The organism is Bradyrhizobium sp. WSM4874 (genome assembly GCF_055811835.1).
On sequence record NZ_JBVVPR010000019.1, the window covers coordinates 107,053 to 133,420 of the forward strand.

Genomic DNA, 26,368 nt, shown 5'->3' on the forward strand with positions numbered 1-26,368 from the left:
CATGCCCGGCACCACCTGCCCCGTCACCATCCGTATCCAGCAGGACGATTTCGACATCGCGCGCGAGATCGCGGTGCTGACCGGGAACCGCACCGACATCGGTGCGGTCGTGAGCTTTTCCGGCATCTGCCGCAGCGACGAGGACAGCGCGAAGATCGCCGCGCTCTCGCTCGAGCATTATCCTGGCATGGCCGAGGAGGAGATCAGGCGCCATGCCGACGAGGCCACCTCGCGTTGGCCTCTCAACGGCGTCACGGTGATCCATCGCGTCGGCCGGTTCATGCCCGGTCAGAACATCGTGCTGGTGCTGACCGCCTCGCAGCACCGCCAGGCAGCGTTCCAGGCAGCCGAGTTCCTGATGGATTATCTCAAGACCAACGCGCCGTTCTGGAAGAAGGAAGAGAGCGCCTCCGGCACCGGCTGGGTCGAGGCCCAGGCCCGCGACGATGAAGCCGCCGCACGCTGGACCCGATCCTGATGGCAACAACATCCAAAAAGAGCGTGCGCGGCCGCGCCGCGCCAAAGCTCGCGAAAGTAGGCCGCGGAGAGCTTCTCACGCTGGTCGATTTCGTCCGCTATGCGGTGAGCCGCTCCAATGAGGCGAAGCTCGCCTTTGCTCATGGCACGCCCGATCCAGTCGCGGAAGCGGCCTTCCTGGTCTGTGAAGCCCTGCATCTGCACCCCGAGCAGTTCGAGATTTTTGCCAACGCGCGCGTCACGGCCGCCGAGGGCAGGACGATCATCGATCTCATCCATCAGCGCGTCACCACGCGTAAACCGGCTGCCTATCTCGTCAACAAGATCTACATGCGCGGCCTGCCGTTCTATGTCGACGAGCGCGTCATCGTTCCCCGCTCCTTTATCGGCGAGTTGCTGGAATCGCATTTCGGCGGCGACGGCGAAGCCGGCTCGCTGATCGATGACCCCACCGCGGTCGAGCGGGTGCTCGATCTCTGCACGGGGTCGGGATGCCTTGCGATCCTCGCCGCCCAGCATTTTCCGAACGCCACGATCGACGCCGTCGATATCTCCAAGGGCGCGGTCGACGTCGCCAGACGGAATGTCGGCGAATACGGGCTCGATGACCGGATCAGCCTGCATCGCGGCGACCTGTTCGCCCCGCTCGGTGACACCAAATACGACCTGATCATCACCAACCCGCCTTATGTCGACGCCGAAGGCATGGCTGCGTTGCCGCCGGAGTGCCGGGCCGAGCCGAAGCTCGCCTTTGACGGCGGCGCCGACGGTCTCGACGTGGTGCGCCGGATCCTGCGCGACGCGCCCGACCACCTGACGCCGCATGGTGGGCTGATCTGCGAGATCGGCCGCGGCCGCGAATTGGTCGACGAGGCCTTTCCTGAACTGCCGCTGCTCTGGCTCGACACCGAGGACTCCGAGGGCGAAGTGTTCTGGATCGCGGCAGCCGATCTCGGTTGATCCATCACGGCGGTCCGACCTCGTTCGGAACAAGTCAAATACCGCCACGTTCATCCCCCGACGAATTTTCTCGCACTCGGAGGATAACCGCATGCTTGCGCCATCGGGCGAATTGCTGCGCGCTGGCGTCGCGCTCAAGCTCAACCATCTCAAGCGCGCCGCCCAATCCTATGCCCGTGACCGGAGCAATCAGGCCACTGGGCGCATGACCTCGTACGCGACTGCGGCCGGACTGCTCGCGGTTGCGGGCTTGTTCGTCGTCGCAGCCTTCTTCGTCGGCCTGATCGCGCTGTACCGCTGGGTTGCAATCCATTACGGGCAATTCTGGGGGTTCGGCGCCGTTGGCGGCGTGCTCCTGATCCTGGCCGCCGCCTGCGCCGGCGTGGCCATGGCCCAGATGAAGCGCAAGACCAAGCCGATCGTGCCGCTCGCCAGCCGCCTGCGCGTGGCGATCGCCACCCCGCGCATCCCGCGCGGAACGGTGAAACAGGCGGTGAAAGAGGTCGCGACGACAATTCCCCTGGCGCCGCTCGCGCCGGGCGAACGAGGGCATGAACCAGGACATGGCGGCAGCACGTGGCCGGCTCGGTCCAACCGGCCCGTGCAAGTCGGGCTGATGCTCGCAGCCGTTGGGCTGGTCGGCCTCACGGCCGCGCGCCGGCGGCGTCACGGCCACGGAGCGGAGACCTGAAATGCCTATACGGCGCGCCGAACAATTTGACAGCTGGCTGTTGGTGGCAGCCACGACCGTGTTCGTGCTCACCGCGGAACGGTATTTCCAGGATTCCGGCATGGTCCGGGCGGGACCTCCGCACGACCACCGCAAAGGCGAGGCGAATTCGCCGGAAACGAGCCCGGTGGGTGCAGCCTCGCAGCCCGGCCGCGGCCGCCGCGCGAAAAGCCCGTTCGCGATCCCTTGGGCGGGCTGGAAGGACGTCTTCTGGCGCACCTATCAGCGCATCGACGACGATCGCCTGCTCGCGACCGCCGGCGGCGTCGTCTTTTTCGGGCTGCTCGCGATCTTTCCCGCCATCACGGCTCTGGTTTCGTTCTATGGCCTCTTCGCCGACCCCTCGAGGATCAGTTCCAACCTGCAATCGCTCGCGATGATGCTGCCCGAAGGCGCGTTCCAGATCGTCGAGGACCAGGTCGCCCGGGTCGTGTCGAACGGCGGCGCGACCCTTGGTTTCACTTTCCTGTTTGGCCTCTTGCTCGCGATCTGGAGCGCCAATGCCGGCGTCAAGGCCATCTTCGACGCCATCAACGTCGCCTATGAAGAGCGTGAAAAGCGCAGCTTCATCCGGCTGAACTCAGTCTCGCTGGCTTTCACGGTCGGTGGCATCGTTGCCCTGCTCCTGATGGTAGGCGCTGTCGTCGCCTTTCCGCTCGCGCTCAATCACCTCGGCATGGCGCCCGAAAGCAAGACGATCGTGGCGCTGGCGCGATGGCCAGTGCTGTTCGTCATTCTCCTTGCCGCGCTCGCCGTCCTCTACCGCTTCGCGCCCAGCCGCGACGCCCCACGCTGGCAATGGCTGAGCGTCGGAGCGGTGGCGGCCGCGATCCTCTGGATCGCCGGCTCGGCGCTGCTGTCCTGGTATCTCTCGGAATTCGCCAATTACAATGCGACCTACGGCTCGCTCGGCGCTGCGATCGGCTTGATGATGTGGATGTGGATGTCGGCCATCGTCGTCATGTTCGGGGCCGAGCTGAATTCGGAGATCGAACGGCAGACCCTGCGCGACACGACCACCGGGCCGCCCAAGCCGCTTGGCACCCGCCAGGCCGTCTCGGCCGACACGGTCGGCGCTGCGGCGCCATCCTGACTCCGAGATCGGGCCGCTATCCCCTCGAATCAACAATGATGTTAAGCTCATGCCGCTTGGGGGAGCATGCGGCGTGACGGGTTCGATACGCCACCCGTGTTTTCCCGGTCAGGCAGTCAGCTCTTGAGGCGTAACGCGCGGCATGATTCGTATTTCGACGATCTTCATCGCCATCTGCATGGTTCTGGTCGCCGCCTCGCTCGGGCTCGTGCTCTACGCAGTCGCCGGCATCAGCGGAACCGAATCCGCGATCGTGGCACTGACGGTGCTGACCTTCCTGATCCTCTACAATGCAGTGTCGATGCGACTGCGCGACCGCAGCGACGTCGGCGGCCAGATCACCGACCTTTCGCGCGGCACCGCCGACCTCGCCCGCCAGGTCGCCGAGTTCGGCCGCCGGCTTGCCACGATCGAAGCACGCATCGCCTCCTCCAATTCGACCAACTCCGACCGCATCCAGTCGGTGGTCGGCGAGATCAACGAGCTCGGCGGGTTGGTCAGGCAGCTCGCCACCACCGTGTCGGCCCATGAGGATCTGATGGCCGGCCACGCGCCGGTGCCGGCCCCCGCTCCGGTCGCAAGGCAGGAGCCGGAGGCGCCGCTCGACCTGATGGCCACGTTCGAGGAGGAGCGCCCGGCTGCCCCTCCCCCGGCGCCCGCGCCGCAGCCGCGGCCGTCAGCGCCGGCGATTCAGACCCAGACCGCCAATCCGGTTCAGACCGCCAACGGCCGCAACCCGACCCAATTGCTGGCGACGCTCCGCAACGCGATCGACGAGAACCGCATCGACATCTTCCTGCAGCCGATGGTGACGCTGCCGCAGCGCAAGGTCCGCTTCTACGAGGCCGTGACGCGCCTGCGCGACGAGCGGGACCAGTTGGTCGCGGCTGAGGAGTTCATCAGCATCGCCGAGGCCTCCGGCCTAATCGGGCGCATCGACAACATGGTGATGCTGCGCTGCGTGCAGGTGCTGCGACGCCTGATGGTACGCAACAAGGAGGTCGGCGTGTTCTGCAACGTCGCGGCTTCCACGCTCGGCAATTCCACGACCTTCGCGCAATACCTCGATTTCCTCGAAGCCAACCGGGCGCTGGCGCCCTCGCTGGTGCTGGAATTCAAGCAATCGACCTTCCGCAATCTCGGCCCGGCCGAGACCGAGAATCTCGCCGCGCTCGCCCAGCGCGGCTTCCGTTTCTCGATCGACCATGTCACCGATTTGCGCATCGAACCGCGCGAACTCGCCGATCGCGGCGTGCGCTTCATCAAGGTGCCCGCCTCGCTCCTGCTCGACGCGAGGCAGGCTTCGGCTTCGGACATCCACCCTTCCGACCTCTCCGACCTGCTCGGCCGCTTCGGCATCGACCTGATCGCCGAGCGGATCGAGGGCGAGCGCGCCGTGATCGACCTGCTCGACTATGACGTGCGGTTCGGCCAGGGGTTCCTGTTCGCGCCGCCCCGGCCATTGCGGCAGGAGGGGTCATCTGCTACCGCCGCGCCGAACCAGGCACAGGACACCCAGGCATCCAATGGCTCCGGCACCCCCAGCTCAAGCGCGACGTCGACTGCGTCTGCGCCACAGCGCGTCACCGGCAACGCCGCGCTCGCGCGTCGGATCTGATCGGCCGCACGCATCATGACCACGCTGCATTTCGCCGAAAGCCTGCGTGAACTCGTGGCGGGCGTGGACGTCGTGCTCAGCGACATCTGGGGCGTGGTCCATAACGGCCTCGAGTCTTTCCCCGAAGCCTGCGAGGCGCTGCACACCTATCGTAGCCGCGGCGGTACGGTCATCCTGATCACCAACGCGCCGCGCCCGGCAGACTCGGTGCAGCGGCAATTGCGCAAGCTCGGCGTCGCCGACGAGACCTACGACGCGATTGTGTCTTCAGGCGACCTGACGCGGCTCTATGTCGCCGATCATCCCGGCCGCAAGATGTTCTGGCTCGGCCCCGAGCGCGACAACTCGATCTACCGCGGCCTCGATGCGGTGACCGCGCCGCTGGAGCAGGCAGACTACATCGTCTGCACCGGCCTCTATGACGACGAGACCGAAACGGCGGAAGACTATCGCGGCATGATGCTGAAAGCGCGCGAGCGCAAGCTGACGCTGGTTTGTGCCAACCCGGACATCGTGGTGGAACGCGGCGACCGGCTGATCTACTGCGCCGGCGCGATCGCGGAGCTCTATCGCGAGCTCGGCGGCGAGGTGATCTTCTACGGCAAGCCGCACCGGCCGATCTACGAGCGCGCGATGGCGCTCGCCGGCGAACGCCAGGGCCACCAGATCGACCGCAAAAAGGTGCTCGCGATTGGCGATTCCGTCCGGACCGACCTCACCGGCGCGCGCGAGTTCGGGATCGATTGCCTGTTCGTGACCCGCGGCATCCATGCCGAGGATTTCGAGGGTCTCGACCAGCTCGACCCGGCTTCGGTGCTGGAATTGTTCGGCCATCCGCCGAAGGCGCTGATGCGCGAACTGAAGTGGTGATGGCTACGGCTTGAAGCGTCGCCTACCTAGACCAATTGCTAAGCCCCCGGACGCCGTCATGGCCGGGCACAGTCGGCCGTAGGACGGCGTCGCTCCCGCTCGCCTACGCCCCGGCCATCCACGCCTTCTTTGCAGCCCCAAACGTGGATGCCCGGGACAAGCCCGGGCATGACGATCCCAATGATGGATTATTATCCGGCCAAGCGCGCCTTACGCGCTTGCCATGTCCGGGAAGACCGCCTCGATCTTGGTCTTCAGCGTTGCCGCGTTGAACGGCTTGACGATGTAGTTGTTCACGCCCGCCTTCTTGGCCGCGATCACGTTCTCGGTCTTCGATTCGGCCGTGATCATGATGAAGGGCGTGGTGGCGAGGTTCGGATCCGCGCGCACTTCGCGCAGCAGGTCGTAACCCGTCATCGGCTCCATGTTCCAGTCGGAAATCACGAGCCCGTACTTCTTGCCGCGCATCTTGTTCAGCGCTGCCGAACCGTCGCTTGCATCATCGATATTCTCGAAGCCAAGCTGCTTCAGGAGGTTCCTGATGATACGGATCATGGTGCTGTAGTCGTCAACCACCAGAACCGACATCGACAAATCAACCGCCATCTCGACTCCCCCAACGCAAACCCAGGAAATATTTACGATCGGACCTGCCGGGCCGGAGCCCCGCGGTTCCACGCCCAAGGACTAGCACCAAGGCGTTAAACAGCGCGTTAACTGGGAACGCCCCCGGTGGACTGAAATCGCATTCGATGCGGCCGCCCCCTCCCGCTTGACTTCATCCGGCCCGTCGCGCCACGGTCCCGGCCGGTCCCGCCGGCTCGAGAATTCCCCTGATGGCTCCGCATTTTACCGTTATCCGCGACACCACGCCGGACTCCGCGATTGCAAGGGGCGCCGTGGTCGCCATGGGCAATTTCGACGGCGTTCATCTCGGCCATCGCGCCGTGATCGCCGCAGCCCTGGAAATGGGCAGGATACATGGCCGCCCTGCTCTGGCATTGACCTTCGAGCCGCATCCGCGCCGGTTTTTCAGCCCCAACACCCCGCAATTCCGCCTGACGGACGAGCGTGCCAAGCTGCGGCTTCTGGCCGGCACCGGACTTGCCGGCGCCGTGGTTATGACCTTCGACAAGTCCCGCGCCGGGACCAGCGCGCAAGACTTCATTCACCATGACCTGATCGGTCGCCTGGGCATCGGTGGAATCGCCGTCGGCTACGACTTCCATTTCGGCAAGGGTCGGGTCGGCTCGCCGAGCCTCCTGGTCAACGAGGCGCCCCGGCTCGGCATCGAGGTCGACGTGCAGCCGCATGTCGATATCGACGAGCGGCCGGTCTCTTCCAGCGCGATCCGGATCGCGCTCGCCGAAGGCCAACTCGACGAGGCCACGGCCATGCTCGGCGCGCCCTGGTTCATCACCGGCGAGGTCATCCACGGCGAGAAGCGCGGCCGCGACCTCGGATATCCCACCGCCAACATCCGCCTCGATGCCAATTGCGGCCTCAAGCACGGCATCTATGCGGTGCGAGTCGGCCGCGGCGCGGAGCGGCTCGACGGCGTGGCAAGCTTCGGCCGCCGCCCGACCTTCGATAACGGCGCACCGCTGCTGGAAATCTTCCTGTTCGACTTCAAGGGCGATCTTTACGGACAGACGCTCGACTGCGCCTTTATCGGCTTCATTCGCGAGGAGCTGAAATTCGACAGCCTGGAGGCCCTGATCCGCCAGATGGACGACGATTCTGCCCGCGCCCGGGCCATGCTCGACGCCGCCCCGAACGCGTTTCCGAGGCTTGGCGCCATCGATTGAGGTCGGAAATCGGCGCGCCGAACCTTTTGCGCTTCCTCCGCCCCCCTGCTATGGAGAGCCATGTTTGCGCGGCGCATCATAGGGATTAGCGGCCCGGCTTCCGCCTGAGCCTTCGGCTCGGCGCAAGACCGGGATGTTGTCGTTTCACCCGCGATTCCGCATCGCCATCCGTTCCCGCGCCCTTCCGAGCCAGTCAGCCTCATGTCCGACAAGTCCCAAAAATCCGAAGCTAAAGACTATTCGAAAACCCTGTTCCTGCCGCAGACCGAATTCCCCATGCGCGCCGGCCTGCCGCAGCGCGAGCCGGAGCTGCTGAAATACTGGAACGACATCGGCCTTTACGACAGGCTGCGCCAGGAAGCCCAGGGCCGCGCCAAATTCGTGCTGCATGACGGCCCGCCCTACGCCAATGGCAACATCCATATCGGGCACGCGCTGAACAAGATCCTCAAGGACGTCGTGACCAAGAGCCAGCAGATGCTTGGCTTCGACTCCAACTATGTGCCCGGCTGGGACTGCCACGGCCTGCCGATCGAATGGAAGATCGAGGAGGAGAATTACCGCTCCAAGGGCAAGCAGAAGCCCGACTTCCGCGACTCCGCCGCGATGGTGGCGTTTCGCAAGGAATGCCGCGCCTATGCGACGCACTGGATCAACGTGCAGCGCGAGGAGTTCAAGCGGCTCGGCATCATCGGCGACTGGGATCATCCCTATCAGACGATGAGCTATCCCGCCGAAGCGCAGATCGCCCGCGAGCTGATGAAGTTCGCCGCCAACGGCACGCTGTATCGCGGCTCCAAGCCGGTGATGTGGAGCGTGGTCGAGAAGACCGCGCTCGCCGAGGCCGAGGTCGAGTACGAGGACTACACCTCCGACATGGTTTGGGTGAAGTTTCCCGTCACGTCCCCGGCACATGGTGCGCTCGCCAATGCTTCGGTCGTGATCTGGACCACCACGCCGTGGACACTGCCCGGCAACCGCGCGATCTCGTTCTCACCGAAGATCGCCTACGGCCTCTACAAGGTGACGGATGCGGCTGCGGACAATTGGGCGAAGACCGGCGATCTCCTGATCCTGGCCGATGCGCTCGCCGCAGAGGTGTTCAAGCAGGCGCGCGTCACGGCCTATGAGAAGGTGCGCGACATTCCCGGCGATACGCTGGACGCCGTGGAGTGCGCCCATCCCTTGCGCGGCCTCGATGGCGGTTACGAGTTTATCGTGCCGCTGCTCGCCGGCGAGCATGTCACCGACGATACCGGCACCGGCTTCGTGCACACCGCGCCGAGCCACGGTCGCGAGGACTTCGACGTCTGGATGGCCAACACCCGCGAGCTCGATCAGCGCGGCATCTCGACGGCTATCCCCTACACTGTCGACGAGAACGGCGCCTATACGGCGCAGGCCCCTGGCTTCACCGGCAAGCGCGTGCTCAACGACAAGGGCGAAAACGGCGATGCCAATGAGGCCGTGATCAAGGCATTGATCGAGGCTGGCAAGCTGCTCGCGCGCGGCCGCCTCAAGCACCAATATCCGCATTCATGGCGCTCGAAGAAGCCGGTGATCTTCCGCAACACGCCGCAATGGTTCATCGCGATGGACAAGGACATCAGCGACGATGGCCACGCCAAGAAGGGCGATACATTGCGGGCCCGCGCGCTGCATGCGATCTCGGTCACGCAATGGGTGCCACCGTCGGGCGAGAACCGCATCAACGGCATGATCGCCAATCGTCCGGACTGGGTGATCTCGCGCCAGCGCGCCTGGGGCGTTCCGATCGCCGTGTTCGTGCGCGAGAAGAGCGACGGCTCGGCCGAGATCCTGCAGGACGAGATCGTCAATCAGCGCATCACCGAGGCCTTCATGGAGGAAGGCGCCGACGCCTGGTACATGGAAGGCGCCCGCGAGCGCTTCCTTGGATCGCGCGCGAAGGAAGACTGGAAGAAGATCGACGACATCTGCGACGTCTGGTTCGATTCCGGCTCCACGCACGCCTTCGTGCTCGAGGATCGCCAGAACTTCCCGCAGCTCGGCAACATCGTCCGCAAGGTCGACGGCGGCAACGACACCGTGATGTACCTGGAAGGCAGCGACCAGCATCGCGGCTGGTTTCACTCGTCACTGCTGGAGAGCGCCGGCACGCGCGGCCGCGCGCCCTATGACATCGTGCTCACCCACGGCTTCACGCTCGACGAGAATGGCCGCAAGATGTCGAAGTCGATCGGCAACACTGTCGAGCCGCAGAAGGTGATCAAGGATTCCGGCGCGGATATCCTGCGCCTGTGGGTCTGCGCCACCGACTATGCCGACGACCAGCGCATCGGCCCGGAGATCCTGAAGAACACCATCGAGACCTACCGCAAGCTGCGCAACACCGTGCGCTGGATGCTGGGAACGCTGGATCACTACAAGCCGGCCGACGCAGTCGCGCCCGCCGACATGCCTGAACTCGAACGGCTGATGCTGCACGAGCTCGCGGTCCGTGCTGCCGTCGTCCGCAAGGCCTATCAGGAGTTCGACTACAAGACCGTGGTCGCAACCTTGTCCGCCTTCCTGAACAGCGAGCTCTCGGCGTTCTATTTCGACATCCGCAAGGACACGCTGTATTGCGATCCGCCGTCCTCTCTGACGCGCAAGGCGGCGCTGACCACGATCGACCTGTTGTGCAGCTCGATCCTGAAATGGCTGGCGCCGATCCTCAGCTTCACCGCGGAGGAAGCCTGGCGCATGTACAGGCCCGACGCCGAGCCTTCGGTGCACCTGACGCTATTTCCGGAGAACCTCGAAAGCCTGCGCGACGACAAGCTCGCCGCGAAGTGGGAAGCGATCCGCAACGTCCGCCGCGTCGTCACCGGCGCGCTCGAGCTCGAACGCGCCGCCAAGAACATCGGCTCGTCGCTGGAGGCCTCGCCGGTCATCTATGTCGCCGATCGCGACATGCTTGCGACGCTGTTCGACACCGACCTCGCCGAGATCTGCATCACCTCGAATTACGAGGTGCGCGAGGGCGAAGCGCCGGCTTCCGCATTCCGTCTCGATGCCGTTCCAGGCGTCGCTGTCGTGGTGGAGAAGGCGGTCGGCACCAAATGCGCCCGTTCCTGGAAGATTTCGCCGACGGTGGGTGAAGACCCCGAATATCCCGACGTCACCCCGCGCGACGCCAAGGCGCTGCGCGAATGGAAGACGCTGGGGGTCAGCATCTAGCTCTCACCGTCGTCCTGGCGAAAGCCAGGACCCATTACACCGCCGCGAATTGCGACGAAGGCTGATGACCACAAGTCTTTCAAACAACGACCGCCTCGGAGCATGGGTGCTGGCTTTCGCCAGGCCGACGACGGAGCGTGATGTGGCCAGCTGCCCATGACCCCGCTCCGCGCCGGCATCCTCGCGGCCCTGGTCACGCTCGTGGCCGACCAGGCCTCAAAGCTCTGGCTGCTGAACGTGTTCGACCTCGCCCGTCGCGGAGCGGTGAGCGTGACGCCGTTCTTCGACCTGGTGCTGGCCTGGAACATCGGCATCAGCTTCGGCTGGCTCCAGAACGACGGCCAGGCGGCGCAGATGGCGCTGATGGCCGTGAAGGTCCTCGCCGTGGTTGCGCTGGCGATCTGGATGGCCCGCTCGCACACGCTGCTGGCAACCATCGCCCTCGGCCTGATCATCGGCGGCGCCATCGGCAATGGCATCGACCGTTTGGCCTATGGCGCGGTGGTCGATTTCGCCCTGTTCCACGTCGAGATCGGCGGAAATACCTATAATTGGTACGTGTTCAACCTCGCGGACGTGGCCATCGTTGCTGGCGTGGCGGCGCTATTGTATGATTCCTTCCTGGGGGTACCCGCCGCAAAAGCGCCCTGATCCCGGCTGATACGGACCGGCAGGCGGAACCTTGTTTTTGCGAGGGATTATGCCGCGCGAGAGCGGCAAACTGCCACAATTTGGAACAGGTACGGTGATGCGCAGCTCGAAGACCAGCAGTTCGATGGTTGGAGACCCCCGGCAGGGGTTCTGGCGGGCGTTGAAATTGTCCGCTGTCGCGCTCGGCATCGGTCTCGTCATGTCGGCTGGCGCCGCCCGCGCCGGTGACGACGGCGAGGACGATGACGACATGACCTTCGAAGAGAAGCTCATCGACAATCTGATGTCGGGCATCGGCGCCAAGAGCATGGAGAAGAAGGGTATCGAATACCGCGAGCGGTCGCCGCTGGTGGTACCGCCCAAGCTTGACCTGCCGCCGCCCGCCGGGACCGAAGCCAAGAACGCACCAAACTGGCCGAAGGACCCTGACGAGAGACGCCGCAAGGAGGCCATCGCGCAGCGGAAGAAGGCCGTCAAGGCGACGGAGAGCTGGCAGGCAGGGCGGGCGTTGTCACCCGCCGAGATGGAGGTCGGCAGGACAGCCGCACCCGAGCGCACGAGCAATGATCCTATTCAGCCGGGCACCAACGGCAATCCGTCGCTCAGCCCCGCCCAACTCGGCTTCACCGGCGGTCTGTGGGGCATGATGTCGAACAACAAAGGCGAGGCCAAGCAATTCACGACCGAGCCGCCGCGCCAGTCGCTGGTCGAGCCGCCGCCGGGCTACCAGACGCCGTCGCCGAGCTACGCCTATGGCGCCGGAGAGGACAAGACACGGCGGACCTATTTCGACATCATGTCCGGCAAGGACAAGGAACAATAGCCCTCCTGTCCCTTCGCGATATCCGGCAGACGCGGTCCCGCGCCGACGGCTCGTGCGCGCGGGACGCGGTCTTTTATTGCTTATCAGTAACTTGCGCCCGAGTTGAGTTCTCTGCTTCGTGACGCGAAGCGTTTGCCGCACGGTGTACCATGCCGTGCCTCCGAGCCGGACATCCGGGCTCGGCCTTTCATAAGGATCATGATGTCCTCTTACCGATCGGCTGCCTGCCTCCTTGCCGCGCTGCTTTCGACGAGTGTCCTGACGGCCGGCGCATCCCTTGCGCAGACCACGGTGACATCGGCCCCGCCCGCCAGCTTCACGCTCGGAAACGGCATGCAGGTCGTGGTGATTCCCGACCACCGCACGCCCGTCGTCACGGAAATGATCTGGTACAAGGTCGGCTCGGCTGACGAGACGCCGGGCAAGTCCGGGCTCGCGCACTTCCTTGAGCACCTGATGTTCAAGGGCACTTCGAAGCATCCGGTCGGCGAATTCTCCCAGACCGTGCTCCGCGTCGGCGGCAACGAGAACGCCTCGACCTCAGTGGACTACACCAACTATTACCAGCGAGTACCGAAAGAGCAGCTGCCGAAGATGATGGAGTTCGAGGCCGACCGCATGACCGGCCTGATCCTCAAGGACGAGAACGTGCTGCCCGAGCGCGACGTCGTGCTCGAAGAGTATAACATGCGCGTCGCCAACAATCCGGACGCGCGGCTGAACGAGCAGATCATGGCCGCGCTCTATCTCAACCATCCCTACGGCCGGCCGGTGATCGGCTGGCACCAGGAGATCGAGAAGCTCGATCGCGAGGATGCGCTCGCCTTCTACCGCCGCTTCTATGCGCCGAACAACGCGATCCTGGTGATCGCCGGCGACGTCGAGCCCGCCGACATCCGCCCGCTGGTCGAGCGCAATTTCGGCTCCATCCCGGCCCAGCCCGCAATCCCGGCGCGCCGCGTCCGCCCGCAGGAGCCGGAGCCCGCGGCGCCGCGCACCGTGACCCTGGCCGATCCGCGCGTCGAGCAACCCGGCTTGCGGCGCTATTACCTGGTGCCGTCGGCGACCACGGCTGCGGCCGGCGAAAGCGCGGCCCTCGACGTGCTGGCGCAGCTGATGGGCAGCGGCAGCAATTCCTATCTCTACCGTGCGCTCGTGGTCGACAAGCCGCTCGCGGTCTCCGCCAGCGCCAGCTATTCGAGCATCTCGCTCGACCCGACCCAGTTCGCGATCTCGGCTTCGCCCAAATCCGGCGTCAGCTTCGCCGAGGTCGAGCAGGTGGTCGACGGCGTCATTGCCGACATCGCGCAAAATCCGATCCGCGCCGAGGATCTCGAGCGGGTCAAGACCCAGCTCATCGCCGAAGCGATCTACGCCCAGGACAACCAGGCGGTGCTGGCGCGCTGGTATGGCGGGGCGCTGACCACGGGCCTGTCGGTCGAGGACATCCGGAGCTGGCCCGATCGCATCCGCGCGGTCACCGCCGAGCAGGTCCGCACCGTCGCGCAGAAATGGCTCGAGAAGAAGCGCTCGGTGACGGGCTATCTGATCAAGGACACCGCGACCACCAAGCGCGAGGAGAAGCGTTCGTGACCTATCCCTTCCTTCGACGCGTTGCATTCTCCTTTGCCACCGGCGCTGCACTCGCGCTCGCTGCGGTCTCGCCGTCGCAGGCGGCTGCAAAGATCCAGCATCTGACCTCGCCGGGCGGCATCGAGGCTTGGTTCGTGCAGGATGCGACCGTGCCGCTGATCGCGATGGAATATTCCTTTGCGGGCGGCTCGGCACAGGATCCCAAGGACAAGTCGGGCGTCGCCAATCTGGTCGGCGATCTCCTCGACGAAGGCTCCGGCGATCTCGATTCCAAGACCTTCCACGAGCGGCTCGACCGCCGCGCCATCGAGCTCTCCTTCAGCGCCACCCGCGACACGTTCCGCGGCAGCCTGCGCATGCTGCGCGACAACAAGGACGAGGCCTTCGACCTGCTGCGGAGCGCGCTGACCTCGCCGCATTTCGAAACCGCCGATGTCGAACGCATCCGCTCCCAGGTGATCTCGGGCCTGCGCCGCGAGACCACCAATCCGACCTCGCTGGCGAGCCGCAAATTCCTGGAGGTCGCCTTCGGCGATCATCCCTATAGCCGGCAGTCCAACGGCAACCTCGACAGCGTTCCGACCATCACGGTGGCCGACATGAAGGATTATGTCGGTCGCGTGCTCGCCAAGGACACGCTGAAGATCGCGGTGGTTGGCGATGTCGATCCGGCAACGCTCGGCAAGCTGCTCGACCACACTTTTGGGAGCCTGCCCGCCAAGGCCAACCTCGTGCCGGTCCCCGACGTCGAGGCCGCCAAGCCGCCGCAACGCGCCTTCGTGACGCTCGACGTGCCCCAGACCGTGATCACCTTCGGCGGCCCCGGGGTGAAGCGCAGCGATCCGAACTTCATGGCTGCCTATGTCGTCAACCACATCCTCGGCGGCGGCGGGTTGTCCTCGCGGCTCTATCGCGAGGTGCGCGAGAAGCGTGGCCTGGCCTATTCGGTATTCGAATCGCTGCTCTGGATGGAGCATTCGGCGGTCTTCATCGGCAATACCGGGACCCGTGCCGACCGTGCCGGCGACACCATCGATGCCATCGACAAGGAAGTGCGCCGGATCGCAGAGGAAGGCCCGACGCAGAAGGAGCTCGACGAGGCCAAGTCCTATCTCAAGGGCTCGCAGATGCTGGCACTCGACACCTCCTCGAAGCTCGCGCAGGCGCTGCTGCAATATCAGCAGGACAAGCTGCCGATCGACTATATCGAGAAGCGCAACGCCGTCATCGAAGCGGTCACCATGGACGACGCCAAGGCGGCCGCAAAGCGCCTCTGGGGCCAGGGCCTCCTGACCGTCGTCGTCGGCCGCGCTCCGCAGGCGGCGGCGCAACCGGCAGCCGCGCCGGTGACGAAGTCGAACTGACGTCGTCCGTAGGCTTCCTGAAATGGCCGGGCTCGCCCGGCCATTTGCATTTCGGGCGCCATTGCCGAACTTGGGCGGCCGGGATATGTCCGGGCATCACGAATGGTGCCACCATGCTGCGGATATCCCGCGATCTCGTCATTGACGAGGACGACATCGAGATCAGCTTTGTCCGCGCCTCCGGCCCGGGCGGGCAGAACGTCAACAAGGTGGCGACCTCGGCGCAATTGCGCTTCGACACCCGCAAGCTGACTATTCCGGAAGATGCCGCGCTGCGCCTCGCCCGGCTCGCAGGACAGCGCATGACCAAGGACGGCGTCATCGTGATCCAGGCCCAACGCTTCCGCACCCAGGAGCGCAACCGCCAGGACGCCATCGACCGGCTTACGGAGATGCTCGGCGAAGCCATGATCCGGCCGAAGCCGCGGCGCGCGACGAAGCCGACCTTTGGCTCGAAGCAGCGCCGGCTCGAGGGCAAGAAGCGCCGCAGCGACATCAAATCGAAGCGCGGGCGCGGTTTCGACGACTAGCAGACACAGCAAAAGAACTCCGGCCGCAGGGCGACCGGAGTTCTGCCGTTTCACTCCATTGGCTAGTAGCGCTTGCCCGTGGCTGCACCGCCCGTCGCGGAATCGTCGGTGGTCCCTCTGTGCGCAGCACTGCCCGTCGTGCCAACCGTGCCCCTGGTACCCTTCGTCGGCTTCATGCCCGTCGTCTCGCCCGCCGCGCCCGGCTGGGCGCTCATCTCCTCGTCGCCGCTGCCCATTGTGCTGCCTTGCATGGGTTTGCTTTGCACGGTCCCGCTAGGCCTGGCGCCGGACGACGTACCTTGCGCGAGAACGGGTGTCACAATGAGGGCCGAGACGGCGCATGCGATTGCAGAGGTCTTCAACAACTTCATCCATTTCTCCTGGACTTTCGCGATGATCGGTTCGGCGGCTTGATGCGCCGTCCGCCTGAGCCGAACCAGTCCATCGCGTTACGAGCTCGAACGGCGCGGCCGTGATGCAATCTGTCTCGTGTGGTGATCGTTTAGGGATTTGACGGCGGTTTCGCGAAATTGTCCTCCGCATATGCGGCAGCGCGGAACAACGCTGCCCGCGCGCATCTCCGCACGCAGCGAAACAGCCCGCTACTACCACGGCTTGTTTTACCGCGCCTAGAATTTGCGCACGCTGAATTGACGTGGATGGGCGGACTTTTGACGATGCGCGCGATCGTGCTGGGGTTGTGCACCGCGATGGTGCTGGTGGTGCGGGTGGCCGAGGCGCAAATGCCCTTGCCGGCTGCAAAGCCGCCGGATGGCGCGACACTGTTCAAGCAGCAATGCGCGGTGTGCCACACCACGAACCTGTCAGAACCGGTGCGGCAGGGTCCGCCGCTGGTTAGGATCGTCGGGCGTCCCGCCGGAAAGGTCGAAGGCTTTCACTATTCAGAGCCCCTCGCAAAAGCAGCCTTTGCCTGGGACGAGACGAAGCTCGATGCCTGGCTGACCAATCCGCAAGCGGTGATTCCCGGTGTCGTCATGGTCTACCGGCAGGCGAAGCCGGAGACGCGCGCCGCCATCATCGCCTTTCTTAGGGAGCAGCACTGAATGGCGAAGCCGGTCCATTCCATGATCCGCGCACTCGACGAGGCGCGCTCTCTCGACTTCTACCAGCGGGCCTTTGGCCTGGAAATCACCGACCGTCTGAAGTTCGCAGACTTTGTCTTGATCTATCTGCGGCACCCGTCCTCACCCTTCGAGGTGGAGCTGACGGTCAATTTCGATCGCAAGGAACCGTATGCGCTCGGCGACGGCTACGGACATCTAGCCGTGGTGGTCGAGGATCTCGATGCCGAACATGCCCGCTTCGAGCGCGAGAAGCTCGCGCCGGGCCAGCTGCGTGACTTCAAGCACGACGGCAAAACGCTAGCGCGCTTCTTCTTCGTCAGTGATCCCGACGGCTACAAGATAGAGGTGATTCAGCGCGGCGGACGTTTCAACTAACCAAATCAAAAATCAAGATCAACGGAGGAATGCCATGAGAGAAGTCGATCGTCGAAGCAAGCACAGCCGCCGCGTCTTTCTCAAGGGCGCCGCGACCGCCGTGCCGGTCGCGGCAGTCGCGGCCAGCGTCGCCGTCAGCGTCGAGGGCGCATGGGCCGACGAGACCAGTGCGCTTTCGCCCACAACGATGAAGACGCTGCTGAAGGTCGCGCGCGATATTTATCCGCACGACGTCCTCGGCGACAGCTACTACATCACCGCGATCAAGCCGTGGGACGGCAAGGCGGCGAAGGACGCCTCCGTCAAGTCGCTGATCAGCGACGGCATCACACGGCTCGATCAGAATGCGCGTGATCGCCACAAGGTGGCTTACGCCGAAGTGCCGTGGGAAGCCGACCGCGTGGTGCTCCTGAAGGAGATCGAGCAGAGCGAGTTCTTCCAGAAGGTGCGCGGCGACCTCATCGTCTCTCTTTACAACCAGAAAGAGGTCTGGCCGCGGTTCGGCTACGAGGGCTCCTCCGCCGAGCACGGCGGCTACATCAACCGCGGCTTCGCCGACATCGACTGGCTGCCGAAGGCTTAACGTCCACCCAACGGTTCAGGAGAACGCACATGGCAAAATTCGATCTGAACGACTCCGGCGTTGTGGTGATCGTCGGCTCCGGTGCCGGCGGCGGCACACTGGGCAACGAACTCGCACAGAAGGGCGTCAAGGTCGTCATTCTCGAAGCAGGTCCCCGCATCGAAAATCAGGACTTCGTCAATGACGAGTGGGAGAGTTTCTCCCAACTCGCGTGGACCGATGCCCGCACCACGTCGGGAACATGGCGCGTCGCAAAAGACTTCTCGGGTCTTCCCGCCTGGATCGTCAAGGCGGTCGGCGGCTCGACCACACACTGGGCCGGCGCATCGCTGCGGTTCGAGGAGCACGAGTTCAAGGTGAAGAGCACCTACGGCAACCTTCCCGGCACCAACCTGCTGGACTGGCCGGTCACGCTTGCCGAGATGGAGCCGTGGTACGCCAAGGCCGAGAACAAGATGGGCGTGACCCGCACCAACGGCATTCCCGGACTTCCCGGCAACAATAACTTCAGGGTGATGGAAGCCGGTGCGAAGAAGCTCGGATACAAAACCGTGCATACCGGCAACATGGCGATCAACAGCCAACCGCGCGATGGCCGCGGCGCCTGTCAGCAGATCGGCTTCTGCTTTCAGGGCTGCAAATCAGGCGCGAAATGGTCGACGCTCTACACCGAGATCCCCAAGGGCGAGGCGACCGGCAATCTCGAGGTCCGCCCCGCGAGCATGGCGGTCAAGATCGAGCATGACGCGGGGGGCAGGGTCACCGGCGTGGTGTACGCCGACGAGACTGGCGCGATGCAGCGCCAGAAGGCCCGTATCGTTGCGGTGGCCGGGAATTCGATCGAAAGCCCGCGGCTGCTGTTGAACAGCGCATCCACGATGTTTCCGGACGGCCTCGGCAACTCATCGGGCCAGGTCGGCCGCAACTACATGCGCCACATGACCGGCAGCGTCTACGCCGTGTTCGAGAAATCGGTGCACATGTATCGCGGCACCACCATGGCCGGCATCATCCGCGATGAGGCCGCAAATAATCCGAAGCGCGGCTTCGTCGGCGGCTACGAGATGGAGACACTATCGATCGGCCTGCCCTTCATGGCGGCGTTCCTCAATCCCGGCGCCTGGGGACGTCCATTCACCGCGGCGCTCGACGGCTATCCGCGGATGGCCGGGATGTGGCTGGTCGGCGAGGACATGGCGCAGGAGACCAACCGCATCACGCTCGATCCTGTCGTGAAGGACAAGTTCGGCCAGCCGGTCGCAAGCGTGCACTTCGACGATCATCCCAACGATCTCGCGATGCGCGCGCACGCCTACAAGCAGGGCGCTGCGGTCTACGACGCCGTCGGCGCCACCGTGAGCTATCCGACACCGCCCTATCCGAGCACGCACAATCTCGGCACCAACCGGATGAGCGACAAGCCGCGAGACGGCGTGGTCAACAAGTTCGGCCAAAGCCACGACGTCAAGAACCTGTTCGTCTCCGACGGCAGCCAGTTCACCAGCGGCGCAGCCTGCAATCCGACGCTGACCATCGTCTCGCTCGCGATCCGGCAGGCGGATTACATTGCGGGTGCGATGCAGAAGAAGGAGATTTGATCCAATCTCGTTCGTCCTGGCGAAAGCCAGGACCCATTGCCCCAGGAAGGAGTTCGGCGAAGGCTCGTTGTTCGGGACCCATACCGCCCATCGCTGACGGATTCCGCGGTATGGGTCCTGGCCTTCGCCAGGACGACATCGGGGCTATTCCGCCGCATCGAGGATGGGCGCGACCGTCGTCTTGAACGTCTGCACCGGTGCTGTCGCCTTGGCGCGGTAGATCAGGCAGGAGCAGCGCAGCAACGAAGCGAAGTTGTTGACCTCGCCGTGATGGTCGAGCACCTCGGTGTAGAGCGTCGTCAGGAACTTGCCGACGCTCATGTTCTCCTTGGCCGCGATCTCCTCCAGCGTGTCCCAAAATGCCATTTCCAAACGGATCGAGGTGCAATGCCCTCCGATCCGCAACGAGCGGGTCTGGGATTCGTAGTCGCGTTGGGGCTGGTGCGCGAAGAGATGGCACATGGCGTCCTCCCGTCCTGTTGCCGTTTTTTCACGATGCTACACCGCAGCCCGGTACCCCACAATCGGGACCAGCACCGGAGATTGATCCATCCCAGTTGCGCGATATTCTCGAACGTCCAATCTCTTCAATGCGATAGACAGCCCTTTTCCCCAGCCCGCCATGTTCCTGTTGCCCAACACATGCTTTTGACGCAACACGGCCTAGAATATCGCTGTCAGCGAATCCAGGTCGAAGCCCAAGTTTCATGCCCGTCCGCCAATTGCCCGAACAGGTCGTCAACCGCATCGCCGCCGGCGAGGTGGTCGAACGGCCCGCGAGCGTGGTCAAGGAGTTGGTCGAGAACGCCATCGATGCCGGCGCGAGCCGGATCGACGTCTTTACCGATGGCGGCGGGCGCCGGCGGATCGGCATTACCGACGACGGCGGCGGCATGACCGCCAGGGACCTATCGCTGGCGGTCGAGCGTCACGCAACCTCCAAGCTCGACGACGAGGACTTGCTGCAGATCCGCACGCTCGGATTCCGCGGCGAGGCGCTGCCCTCGATCGGCTCTGTGGCGCGGCTCGCCATCACCACGCGGCATGTCAGCGAGCCGCACGCCTGGGCGCTCAATGTCGAGGGCGGCGAGAAGTCCGAGATCATGCCGGCGGCGCTCGCGCACGGCACGCGGGTCGAGGTCAACGACCTCTTCTACGCGACGCCGGCGCGGCTGAAGTTCTTGAAGACCGACCGGACCGAGGCGGAAGCGATCCGTGAGGTGGTGCGGCGGCTGGCGATGGCGCGGCCCGAAATCGCCTTCACGCTTGCGGGCGAAGAGCGCGCCCCGGTGACCTGGGCTGCGGCGCTGCCCGGCGTCGCCGGTCGCCTGACTCGTCTCGGCGCCATCCTGGGAGCAGAGTTCCGCAGCCATGCCATCGAGGTCCATGCCGAGCGCGAGGGCGTAATGGTCGCCGGCTATGCCGCAGCGCCCGCGCTGACCAAAGCCAACGCGCTCGGGCAATATCTCTTCGTCAACGGCCGTCCGGTGCGCGACAAGCTGATCCTAGGGGCGGTGCGCGGGGCCTATGCCGACTATCTGCCGCGCGACCGTCATCCGGTGCTGGCGCTGTTCGTCACGCTCGATCCCCGCGAGGTCGACGCCAATGTGCATCCGGCCAAGACCGAGGTGCGGTTTCGCAACGCCGGCCTGGTCCGAGCACTGATCGTGCACGGATTAAAGGAAGGGCTTGCACGGGAGGGCCGGCGTACGGCCGCTAACAGCGGCGAGAGCGCGCTGTCGTCGTTCCGTCCCGCATTCACGCCGCGCCCGGCAAGCTGGGACTGGCGGGCGTCGCCATCCGCCCCGGTCGCGCCGATGCCGTCATTCGACGGTGCGGCCGCGCCCGCCTTCGCCGAGCGCACACAGGCCGCGTTCGACGTCGGTGCGCCCAGTGCGGACGTGCGGATCGAAACGCAGCCCGCCGGCGATCTGGTCGACCGACCGCTCGGCGCTGCGCGCACCCAGATCCACGAGACCTATATCGTCTCTCAAACTCGCGACGGCCTGATCATCGTCGACCAGCACGCCGCGCATGAACGCATCGTCTACGAGCGGCTGAAGGCCTCGCTGGCTGCCAATGGCGTGCAGCGGCAAATCCTGCTGATCCCGGAGATCGTCGAGATGGACGAGGCCACGGTGGAGCGCCTGCTCGAGCGCAGCGAGGAGCTGACGTCGTTTGGCCTCGCGATCGAATCCTTCGGCCCCGGCGCGGTTGCGGTGCGCGAGACGCCGTCGCTGCTCGGCAAGGCCAACGCGGGCGGGCTCTTGCGCGATCTTTCCGAGCACATGGCCGAGTGGGACGAGGCGCTGCCGCTGGAGCGCCGCCTGATGCACGTCGCCGCCACCATGGCCTGTCACGGTTCGGTGCGCGCCGGCCGCAGGCTCAGGCCCGAGGAGATGAACGCCCTGCTCCGCGAGATGGAGGACACCCCGAACTCCGGCCAGTGCAATCACGGCCGCCCGACCTATGTCGAGCTGAAGCTGAGCGACGTGGAGAAGCTGTTCGGGCGGAGGTAATTCGTAGGGTGGGTTAGCCCTGCAGATGCGCAAAGCGCATCTGCTCGGCGTAACCCACCAACTTCGTCCCACGTGCGCGGCAAGGTGGTGGGTTACGCCTTCGGCTATTCCACCCTAAGAACCGATTTTGAAATTAAGGCCGCTTCAAAAACACGAACTCCGTGTCGTCATACGCGCGCCGCTCCAATTCTTCGAAGCCTTCCGGCGTGACGAACTGCGCAGCCTTTGCCTCTTCGACGACGAGCAGCGCGCCCGGCGTCAGCCAGTCGCCGTCGCGCAAGCTCGCAAGCGCCTTCTCCGCAAACCCCTTGCCATAGGGCGGATCGAGGAACACCAGCGAGAACGGCTCGACCGGATGTGCGGGCCCGAGATCGGTCGCATCGCGGCGATAAACTTTTGTCACGCCGCCCAAGCCCAGCGTCTCGACATTGTTCCGCAGCAGGGCGCGCGCTTCCGCGCCGTTGTCGACGAACAGCGTGAACTTCGCGCCGCGTGACGACGCTTCGATGCCCAGCGCGCCGGTACCGGCGAAGAGATCGAGCACACGCGCATCCGCAATCGGATCGTCATAGGCGTGCATGAGGATGTTGAACACGGACTCGCGCAGGCGGTCCGCCGTGGGGCGGATGTCGCGCGAGGACGGTGAGGCCAAATTGCGCCCCTTCAATCGACCGCCGACGACGCGCAACGTCAGTCCTCCTTCGGCGCCAGATCGCGCTTGCCGTGATAGCCGCGCTTGGGACGGCGCGGCGGACCATAGCCGCTCGCCTCAGCCTCGTTGCGCTCGCGCGCTTCCTCGCTGCCGGTGCGCTGCACCAGAACGCGGCGGCCCTTGCGGTCGTTGATCACGCCGCGCTTGCTCGCAGGCTTCTTCTCGCGCGGCGCGTCGTCTCCCTCATGCGAGGCCGATTTCTGCGGCACGTCGAACTGCGCGCCCGATTTCTCGATGATCTTTTCGCCGAGCTGGTCGCGCAGCACGCGGGACTTGATCTCCTCGACGTGGCCTTCCGGGACCTCGCCGAGCTGGAACGGGCCGTAGGAGACCCGGATCAACCGGTTCACCTCGAGCCCGAGATGGGCGCAAACGTTGCGCACCTCGCGGTTCTTGCCCTCGCGGATCGCAAAAACCAGCCAGACATTGGCGCCCTGGTCACGCTCCAGCGTGGCGTCGATCGGACCATATTTGACGCCCTCGATCTCGATGCCGTTCTTCAGCTGGTCGAGCTGCGCCTGCGTGACGTCGCCATGGGCGCGGACGCGGTAGCGGCGCAGCCAGCCGGTGTCCGGCAGCTCGAGCGTGCGCGCGAGCCCGCCATCATTGGTGAGCAGCAGCAGGCCCTCGGTGTTGAAGTCGAGCCGGCCGACACTGATCAGCCGCGGCAGACCTTCGGGCAAATTGTCGAACACGGTCGGACGTCCCTCGGGATCGTCATGCGTCGTCATCAGGCCGCGCGGCTTGTGATAGAGGAATAGCCGCGTGCGCTCGCGCTCCGGCAACGGCTTGCCGTCGACAGTAACGACATCGTTCGAGGTGATGTCGAGCGCCGGCGAGTTGATGACCCGACCGTTGACGCTGACGCGGCCCTGCGTGACCATCTCCTCGGCATCGCGGCGCGAGGCGAGGCCCGCACGCGACAGCACCTTGGCGATACGCTCGCCGGCTTTCTTCGGCTTGACCTCTTCCTCGCGGCGCGGCCGCCGCTCGGAATCACGATCGCGCTCGCGATAGGCACCGCGGCCGCCGAAGGCGGGACGTTTCTCGAAGATCCTGCTGTCATCCTCGTTTTCGCGGCGTGGACGATCGCCGGAACGCGCTTCGCTGCGGGGATGCTCGTGCCAGTCGGAACGGCCCTCGGAACGCTCGCGCGGACGATCGAATTTCGGGCGATCGCCGCCGCGATCGAATCTGGGACGATCATCGCGCGGGCGATCAAACTTGGGCCGATCGAATTTGGGCCGCTCACGGAACGGACGATCACCCGATGTGCGATCGTCGCGCGAACGCGAAAAGCGCGGACGGTCTTCGCCGCCGCCTTGCCGATCGTCGCGCTTCTGCCAGGGCTTGTCCTGACCGCGGTCGCTGCCGCCAAAATCCTTGCGCGGACCCTTGTTGAAGTCCTTGCGCGGCGGCCGGTCGCCGCGCGGGGCCGCATCGCGCTTCTGCCAGGGTTTCGAATCGCTACGCTCGCTGCGATTGCGGTCCGGTGCACCGCGCGAAAACTTCCGCTCGCCGTCGAACTTGCGTTCCGGACGGTCGCCACGCGGTGCGTAAGGTCGCTTGTCGCCAAACTTCGCGTCACCGGTTCGGCCGGCCGGACGGGAATCGTCGCGATCCCTGCGCGGCGGACGGTCATCACGCCCATAGGACGGGCGATCACCGCGCGGCTTGAACGGCCGCTTCTCGCCATCGCGCGAGGGGCGATCAGAAAATGGGCGGTCGCCACGGGGCTTGAACGGGCGCTTCTCGCCGTCGCGCGACGGACGATCGGAAAACGGACGGTCTTCACGCGGCTTGAAGGGACGATCACCGCGCGGCTTGAAGCTGCGCTCGCCACGATCCTCGCCGCGCGGCCGCTCTTCACGCGGCCGATCTTGGCGATTGAACTTCGGACGGTCGCTGAAGTCGCGGCGCGGGGCATCACCGTCCTCGCGGCGACGAACCGGCCGGCTGTCGCGGTCGCCGCGGGGCGGGCGGCTGTCGCCCTTGCCCTCAAAGCCGCGCTTGGCGAACTTCTTGTCGGGCCCGCGTGGCTTGCCGGAGCGGCCCTTGGCGGAGCCTCCCTTGGCCGGGCCGCGATCACGCCGGCCGCGGGAATCGTTGTCTTTGTCGCTGTCGCGAGGCATGAATAAACTCACTCAGGGGGTGGCCAGAAAGCATTGTGCGCGCTCGTCTCGAGCCGCATGCTCAGGCAAATTCGGTCAAGCACTTCTGCTGAAGGCGCAGCTACTAGCAGGTTTCTCGGGATGATACGAGGCTTGAAAGCCCCCTCTTTCATGGATTTGGCGCTCAAAACGGCCGAAAACGCCGGAAAGGCGGGCGAAGTTCCGATCGGGTGCGTCGTGGTCCGCAATTACGAGGTCATCGCCACCGCGGCGAACCGGACGCTGACCGACTACGACCCCACGGCTCATGCCGAGATCGTTGCGCTGCGCGACGCCGCCAAGAAAATCGGCAGCGAGCGCCTGGTCGACTGCGACCTCTACGTGACGCTGGAGCCCTGCACCATGTGTGCGGGCGCGATCTCGTTTGCAAGGGTGAGGCGCCTGTATTACGGCGCCGCCGACCCCAAGGGCGGCGCGGTTGAATCAGGCGTGCGGTTCTTCACCTCGCCGACCTGCCATCACGTCCCGGATGTCTATTCCGGGGTGGGCGAAAGCGAGTCGGCGCGGCTGCTCAAGGACTTCTTTCGGGAGCGGCGCTAAGGCGCGGCAAAGAACTCGCGCAGCGCCTTGGCGGTGACGTCGGGGTTCTCCTCGGTGAGGAAGTGCCCCGAATCCACCGGCATGCCCGCGACGTTGGTCGCCCACTGCTTCCAGATGTCGAGCGGGGTGGCGGCGGCTTGCGCCACGCCGGCGTTGCCCCACAGCGCCAGCATGGGAATCGTGATCTTCTTGCCGGCCTCGAAATCGGCCTTGTCGAGATCGTAGTCGAAATAGGCGCCGGCGCGATAATCCTCGCACATCGCGTGGACGCGGGCGGGATCGCGGAACGGGGCGATGTAGTGTTCGAGCGCGCGCTCGTCGATGGCGTCGAGCGTCTTCGACCTGGTCTGGCTCGCCATCTTGAAGCGCAGGAAGAACTCGCCGTTGCTCGAGATCAGCGTCTCCGGCAACGGCGCGGGCTGCGCCAGAAACGTCCAGTGATAGATCTTCAGCGCGTAGACGCGGTTCATCCGCTCCCAGTAATTATAGGTCGGCAGGATATCGAGCACCGCAAGCTTCGACAGCCGGCCGGGATGATCGAGCGCCAGCCGATACGAGACGCGGCCGCCGCGATCGTGGCCGGCGAGCGCGAAGTGCACGTGGCCGAGGCGCTCCATCGCCTCGACCATGGCCTTGGCCATTGCGCGCTTGCTGTAGGGCATGTGCAGCGCGTCGCTCTCAGGCATGTCGGACCAGCCATAGCCGGGCAGATCGGCGATGATCAGCGTGAACCGGTCGGCCAGCTGCGGCGCGACGCGGTGCCACATCACGTTGGTCTCGGAGAAGCCGTGCAGCAGCAACAGCGGCGGCCCCTTGCCGCCGACGCGGGCGAAGATGCGGCCGAAGGAGGTGTTGATCCATTCGGAGGCGAAGCCGGGATAGAGGTCGGCGAGATCGGACATCTTCTGCATCCTTATCTGTCAGCGTGGGATCTGTTCGGTCTTGAGAATGTCCCAAAACAAAAAAGTCGAAAAACAACCCCATGCACAGTAGCTAAGTCCAACAGCCGCCTACACAATTTCGGAGGGCCGACGGCGCGGTCGCAAATTTCGCCGGCGTGCGAAAAA

The 26,368-nt window shown here is 65.0% G+C and carries 25 protein-coding genes; 19 read left to right on the forward strand and 6 right to left on the reverse strand.

Annotated elements, in window-relative coordinates:
• Position 1 precedes the first annotated feature (1 nt).
• From AC0L3P_RS20695 to AC0L3P_RS20720, 6 genes are all read left to right on the forward strand, one after another.
• A complete protein-coding gene (locus AC0L3P_RS20695; protein ID WP_354208223.1) occupies positions 2-478 on the forward strand; it encodes a molybdenum cofactor biosynthesis protein MoaE in 477 nt (158 codons plus the stop codon).
• Entirely contained in the window at positions 478-1,437 is a 960-nt protein-coding gene (prmB, locus tag AC0L3P_RS20700; protein ID WP_354208224.1) for a 50S ribosomal protein L3 N(5)-glutamine methyltransferase, read from the forward strand. Before AC0L3P_RS20695 ends, prmB begins: the two co-directional genes overlap by 1 nt.
• Positions 1,438-1,528: 91 nt before the next feature.
• Complete coding sequence (locus AC0L3P_RS20705; RefSeq protein ID WP_354208225.1) at positions 1,529-2,128, forward strand: phage holin family protein; 600 nt, start codon at positions 1,529-1,531, stop codon at positions 2,126-2,128.
• A gap of 1 nt (position 2,129) precedes the next feature.
• Complete coding sequence (locus tag AC0L3P_RS20710) at positions 2,130-3,260, forward strand: YihY/virulence factor BrkB family protein (protein WP_354208226.1); 1,131 nt, start codon at positions 2,130-2,132, stop codon at positions 3,258-3,260.
• 142 nt (positions 3,261-3,402) lie between these two features.
• On the forward strand, positions 3,403-4,878 hold the full coding sequence (locus tag AC0L3P_RS20715) for an EAL domain-containing protein (RefSeq protein ID WP_473304532.1): 1,476 nt from the start codon (positions 3,403-3,405) through the stop codon (positions 4,876-4,878).
• A gap of 15 nt (positions 4,879-4,893) precedes the next feature.
• Positions 4,894-5,748 (forward strand): TIGR01459 family HAD-type hydrolase, encoded by an 855-nt coding sequence (locus AC0L3P_RS20720; protein WP_275172429.1) that lies wholly within the window; start codon positions 4,894-4,896, stop codon positions 5,746-5,748.
• A 210-nt stretch (positions 5,749-5,958) separates the two neighbouring features.
• On the opposite strand, the gene AC0L3P_RS20725 is transcribed toward AC0L3P_RS20720, so the two are convergent.
• Positions 5,959-6,354 (reverse strand): response regulator, encoded by a 396-nt coding sequence (locus AC0L3P_RS20725; protein ID WP_007596883.1) that lies wholly within the window; start codon positions 6,352-6,354, stop codon positions 5,959-5,961.
• Between the two features lie 230 nt (positions 6,355-6,584).
• On the opposite strand from AC0L3P_RS20725, the gene AC0L3P_RS20730 reads away from it, so the two are divergent.
• The 7 genes from AC0L3P_RS20730 to arfB all read left to right on the forward strand — a co-directional run bounded on the left by AC0L3P_RS20730 (position 6,585) and on the right by arfB (position 15,718).
• Positions 6,585-7,556 carry a bifunctional riboflavin kinase/FAD synthetase gene (locus AC0L3P_RS20730; protein ID WP_275172428.1) on the forward strand — a complete coding sequence of 324 codons (972 nt, stop codon included), beginning with the start codon at positions 6,585-6,587 and terminating at the stop codon, positions 7,554-7,556.
• Positions 7,557-7,757: 201 nt separating this feature from the next.
• Positions 7,758-10,757 carry an isoleucine--tRNA ligase gene (ileS, locus tag AC0L3P_RS20735; protein WP_473304535.1) on the forward strand — a complete coding sequence of 1,000 codons (3,000 nt, stop codon included), beginning with the start codon at positions 7,758-7,760 and terminating at the stop codon, positions 10,755-10,757.
• A gap of 156 nt (positions 10,758-10,913) precedes the next feature.
• Positions 10,914-11,408 carry a signal peptidase II gene (lspA, locus tag AC0L3P_RS20740; RefSeq protein WP_199198057.1) on the forward strand — a complete coding sequence of 165 codons (495 nt, stop codon included), beginning with the start codon at positions 10,914-10,916 and terminating at the stop codon, positions 11,406-11,408.
• Between the two features lie 97 nt (positions 11,409-11,505).
• Entirely contained in the window at positions 11,506-12,231 is a 726-nt protein-coding gene (locus AC0L3P_RS20745; protein WP_354255260.1) for a hypothetical protein, read from the forward strand.
• Between the two features lie 198 nt (positions 12,232-12,429).
• Positions 12,430-13,824 carry a M16 family metallopeptidase gene (locus AC0L3P_RS20750; protein ID WP_473304537.1) on the forward strand — a complete coding sequence of 465 codons (1,395 nt, stop codon included), beginning with the start codon at positions 12,430-12,432 and terminating at the stop codon, positions 13,822-13,824.
• Positions 13,821-15,188, forward strand: coding sequence for a M16 family metallopeptidase (locus AC0L3P_RS20755; protein WP_473304539.1), 1,368 nt, complete (start codon positions 13,821-13,823; stop codon positions 15,186-15,188). Before AC0L3P_RS20750 ends, AC0L3P_RS20755 begins: the two co-directional genes overlap by 4 nt.
• Positions 15,189-15,301: 113 nt before the next feature.
• Complete coding sequence (gene arfB, locus AC0L3P_RS20760; RefSeq protein WP_275172423.1) at positions 15,302-15,718, forward strand: alternative ribosome rescue aminoacyl-tRNA hydrolase ArfB; 417 nt, start codon at positions 15,302-15,304, stop codon at positions 15,716-15,718.
• A gap of 62 nt (positions 15,719-15,780) precedes the next feature.
• Here the strand turns inward: arfB and AC0L3P_RS20765 are convergent, their stop codons facing one another.
• Positions 15,781-15,969 carry a hypothetical protein gene (locus AC0L3P_RS20765; protein WP_354101211.1) on the reverse strand — a complete coding sequence of 63 codons (189 nt, stop codon included), beginning with the start codon at positions 15,967-15,969 and terminating at the stop codon, positions 15,781-15,783.
• A 426-nt stretch (positions 15,970-16,395) separates the two neighbouring features.
• Between AC0L3P_RS20765 and AC0L3P_RS20770 the strand changes: the two genes are divergently transcribed.
• The 4 genes from AC0L3P_RS20770 to AC0L3P_RS20785 are packed head-to-tail and all read left to right on the forward strand — an operon-like array spanning position 16,396 to position 19,359.
• Positions 16,396-16,782: a c-type cytochrome gene (locus tag AC0L3P_RS20770; RefSeq protein ID WP_354208362.1), complete on the forward strand. Its 387-nt coding sequence runs from the start codon at positions 16,396-16,398 to the stop codon at positions 16,780-16,782.
• A complete protein-coding gene (locus AC0L3P_RS20775) occupies positions 16,783-17,178 on the forward strand; it encodes a VOC family protein (RefSeq protein WP_275172421.1) in 396 nt (131 codons plus the stop codon). It abuts the gene before it with no gap.
• A 34-nt stretch (positions 17,179-17,212) separates the two neighbouring features.
• Positions 17,213-17,761, forward strand: coding sequence for a gluconate 2-dehydrogenase subunit 3 family protein (locus tag AC0L3P_RS20780; RefSeq protein ID WP_354061512.1), 549 nt, complete (start codon positions 17,213-17,215; stop codon positions 17,759-17,761).
• 29 nt (positions 17,762-17,790) lie between these two features.
• Complete coding sequence (locus AC0L3P_RS20785; protein WP_473304544.1) at positions 17,791-19,359, forward strand: GMC family oxidoreductase; 1,569 nt, start codon at positions 17,791-17,793, stop codon at positions 19,357-19,359.
• 144 nt (positions 19,360-19,503) lie between these two features.
• On the opposite strand, the gene AC0L3P_RS20790 is transcribed toward AC0L3P_RS20785, so the two are convergent.
• Complete coding sequence (locus AC0L3P_RS20790) at positions 19,504-19,821, reverse strand: ribbon-helix-helix domain-containing protein (RefSeq protein WP_275172418.1); 318 nt, start codon at positions 19,819-19,821, stop codon at positions 19,504-19,506.
• 245 nt (positions 19,822-20,066) lie between these two features.
• Here AC0L3P_RS20790 and mutL point away from each other — a divergent pair, with 245 nt between their 5' ends.
• Positions 20,067-21,878 carry a DNA mismatch repair endonuclease MutL gene (gene mutL, locus AC0L3P_RS20795; protein WP_473304547.1) on the forward strand — a complete coding sequence of 604 codons (1,812 nt, stop codon included), beginning with the start codon at positions 20,067-20,069 and terminating at the stop codon, positions 21,876-21,878.
• Positions 21,879-22,011: 133 nt separating this feature from the next.
• Here mutL and rsmD read toward each other — a convergent pair whose 3' ends face one another.
• Both rsmD and AC0L3P_RS20805 read right to left on the reverse strand, forming a co-directional pair.
• Positions 22,012-22,566 carry a 16S rRNA (guanine(966)-N(2))-methyltransferase RsmD gene (gene rsmD / locus AC0L3P_RS20800; RefSeq protein WP_354208236.1) on the reverse strand — a complete coding sequence of 185 codons (555 nt, stop codon included), beginning with the start codon at positions 22,564-22,566 and terminating at the stop codon, positions 22,012-22,014.
• A gap of 2 nt (positions 22,567-22,568) precedes the next feature.
• The gene (locus AC0L3P_RS20805; protein WP_473304550.1) at positions 22,569-24,722 is read right to left on the reverse strand and encodes a pseudouridine synthase; all 2,154 of its coding nucleotides are present in this window, start codon (positions 24,720-24,722) and stop codon (positions 22,569-22,571) included.
• 120 nt (positions 24,723-24,842) lie between these two features.
• Between AC0L3P_RS20805 and AC0L3P_RS20810 the strand changes: the two genes are divergently transcribed.
• The gene (locus AC0L3P_RS20810) at positions 24,843-25,301 is read left to right on the forward strand and encodes a nucleoside deaminase (RefSeq protein ID WP_275172521.1); all 459 of its coding nucleotides are present in this window, start codon (positions 24,843-24,845) and stop codon (positions 25,299-25,301) included.
• Here the strand turns inward: AC0L3P_RS20810 and AC0L3P_RS20815 are convergent.
• Positions 25,298-26,203 (reverse strand): alpha/beta fold hydrolase, encoded by a 906-nt coding sequence (locus AC0L3P_RS20815; protein WP_473304552.1) that lies wholly within the window; start codon positions 26,201-26,203, stop codon positions 25,298-25,300. The genes AC0L3P_RS20810 and AC0L3P_RS20815 overlap by 4 nt on opposite strands.
• Between the last annotated feature and the right edge of the window lie 165 nt (positions 26,204-26,368).

Bases quoted from the DNA above. Each gene is read 5' to 3' on its own strand.
- AC0L3P_RS20815 (WP_473304552.1), bottom strand. From the start codon at position 26,203: ATGTCCGATCTCGCCGACCTCTATCCCGGCTTCGCCTCCGAATGGATC.
- AC0L3P_RS20785 (WP_473304544.1), top strand. From the start codon at position 17,791: ATGGCAAAATTCGATCTGAACGACTCCGGCGTTGTGGTGATCGTCGGC.
- AC0L3P_RS20725 (WP_007596883.1), bottom strand. From the start codon at position 6,354: ATGGCGGTTGATTTGTCGATGTCGGTTCTGGTGGTTGACGACTACAGC.
- AC0L3P_RS20745 (WP_354255260.1), top strand. From the start codon at position 11,506: ATGCGCAGCTCGAAGACCAGCAGTTCGATGGTTGGAGACCCCCGGCAG.
- mutL (WP_473304547.1), top strand. From the start codon at position 20,067: ATGCCCGTCCGCCAATTGCCCGAACAGGTCGTCAACCGCATCGCCGCC.
- AC0L3P_RS20780 (WP_354061512.1), top strand. From the start codon at position 17,213: ATGAGAGAAGTCGATCGTCGAAGCAAGCACAGCCGCCGCGTCTTTCTC.
- AC0L3P_RS20790 (WP_275172418.1), bottom strand. From the start codon at position 19,821: ATGTGCCATCTCTTCGCGCACCAGCCCCAACGCGACTACGAATCCCAG.
- AC0L3P_RS20720 (WP_275172429.1), top strand. From the start codon at position 4,894: ATGACCACGCTGCATTTCGCCGAAAGCCTGCGTGAACTCGTGGCGGGC.
- AC0L3P_RS20805 (WP_473304550.1), bottom strand. From the start codon at position 24,722: ATGCCTCGCGACAGCGACAAAGACAACGATTCCCGCGGCCGGCGTGAT.
- AC0L3P_RS20715 (WP_473304532.1), top strand. From the start codon at position 3,403: ATGATTCGTATTTCGACGATCTTCATCGCCATCTGCATGGTTCTGGTC.
- AC0L3P_RS20730 (WP_275172428.1), top strand. From the start codon at position 6,585: ATGGCTCCGCATTTTACCGTTATCCGCGACACCACGCCGGACTCCGCG.
- lspA (WP_199198057.1), top strand. From the start codon at position 10,914: ATGACCCCGCTCCGCGCCGGCATCCTCGCGGCCCTGGTCACGCTCGTG.
- AC0L3P_RS20695 (WP_354208223.1), top strand. From the start codon at position 2: ATGCCCGGCACCACCTGCCCCGTCACCATCCGTATCCAGCAGGACGAT.
- AC0L3P_RS20775 (WP_275172421.1), top strand. From the start codon at position 16,783: ATGGCGAAGCCGGTCCATTCCATGATCCGCGCACTCGACGAGGCGCGC.
- AC0L3P_RS20750 (WP_473304537.1), top strand. From the start codon at position 12,430: ATGATGTCCTCTTACCGATCGGCTGCCTGCCTCCTTGCCGCGCTGCTT.
- prmB (WP_354208224.1), top strand. From the start codon at position 478: ATGGCAACAACATCCAAAAAGAGCGTGCGCGGCCGCGCCGCGCCAAAG.
- arfB (WP_275172423.1), top strand. From the start codon at position 15,302: ATGCTGCGGATATCCCGCGATCTCGTCATTGACGAGGACGACATCGAG.
- AC0L3P_RS20765 (WP_354101211.1), bottom strand. From the start codon at position 15,969: ATGCAAGGCAGCACAATGGGCAGCGGCGACGAGGAGATGAGCGCCCAG.
- AC0L3P_RS20770 (WP_354208362.1), top strand. From the start codon at position 16,396: ATGCGCGCGATCGTGCTGGGGTTGTGCACCGCGATGGTGCTGGTGGTG.
- AC0L3P_RS20705 (WP_354208225.1), top strand. From the start codon at position 1,529: ATGCTTGCGCCATCGGGCGAATTGCTGCGCGCTGGCGTCGCGCTCAAG.
- ileS (WP_473304535.1), top strand. From the start codon at position 7,758: ATGTCCGACAAGTCCCAAAAATCCGAAGCTAAAGACTATTCGAAAACC.
- AC0L3P_RS20810 (WP_275172521.1), top strand. From the start codon at position 24,843: ATGATACGAGGCTTGAAAGCCCCCTCTTTCATGGATTTGGCGCTCAAA.
- AC0L3P_RS20710 (WP_354208226.1), top strand. From the start codon at position 2,130: ATGCCTATACGGCGCGCCGAACAATTTGACAGCTGGCTGTTGGTGGCA.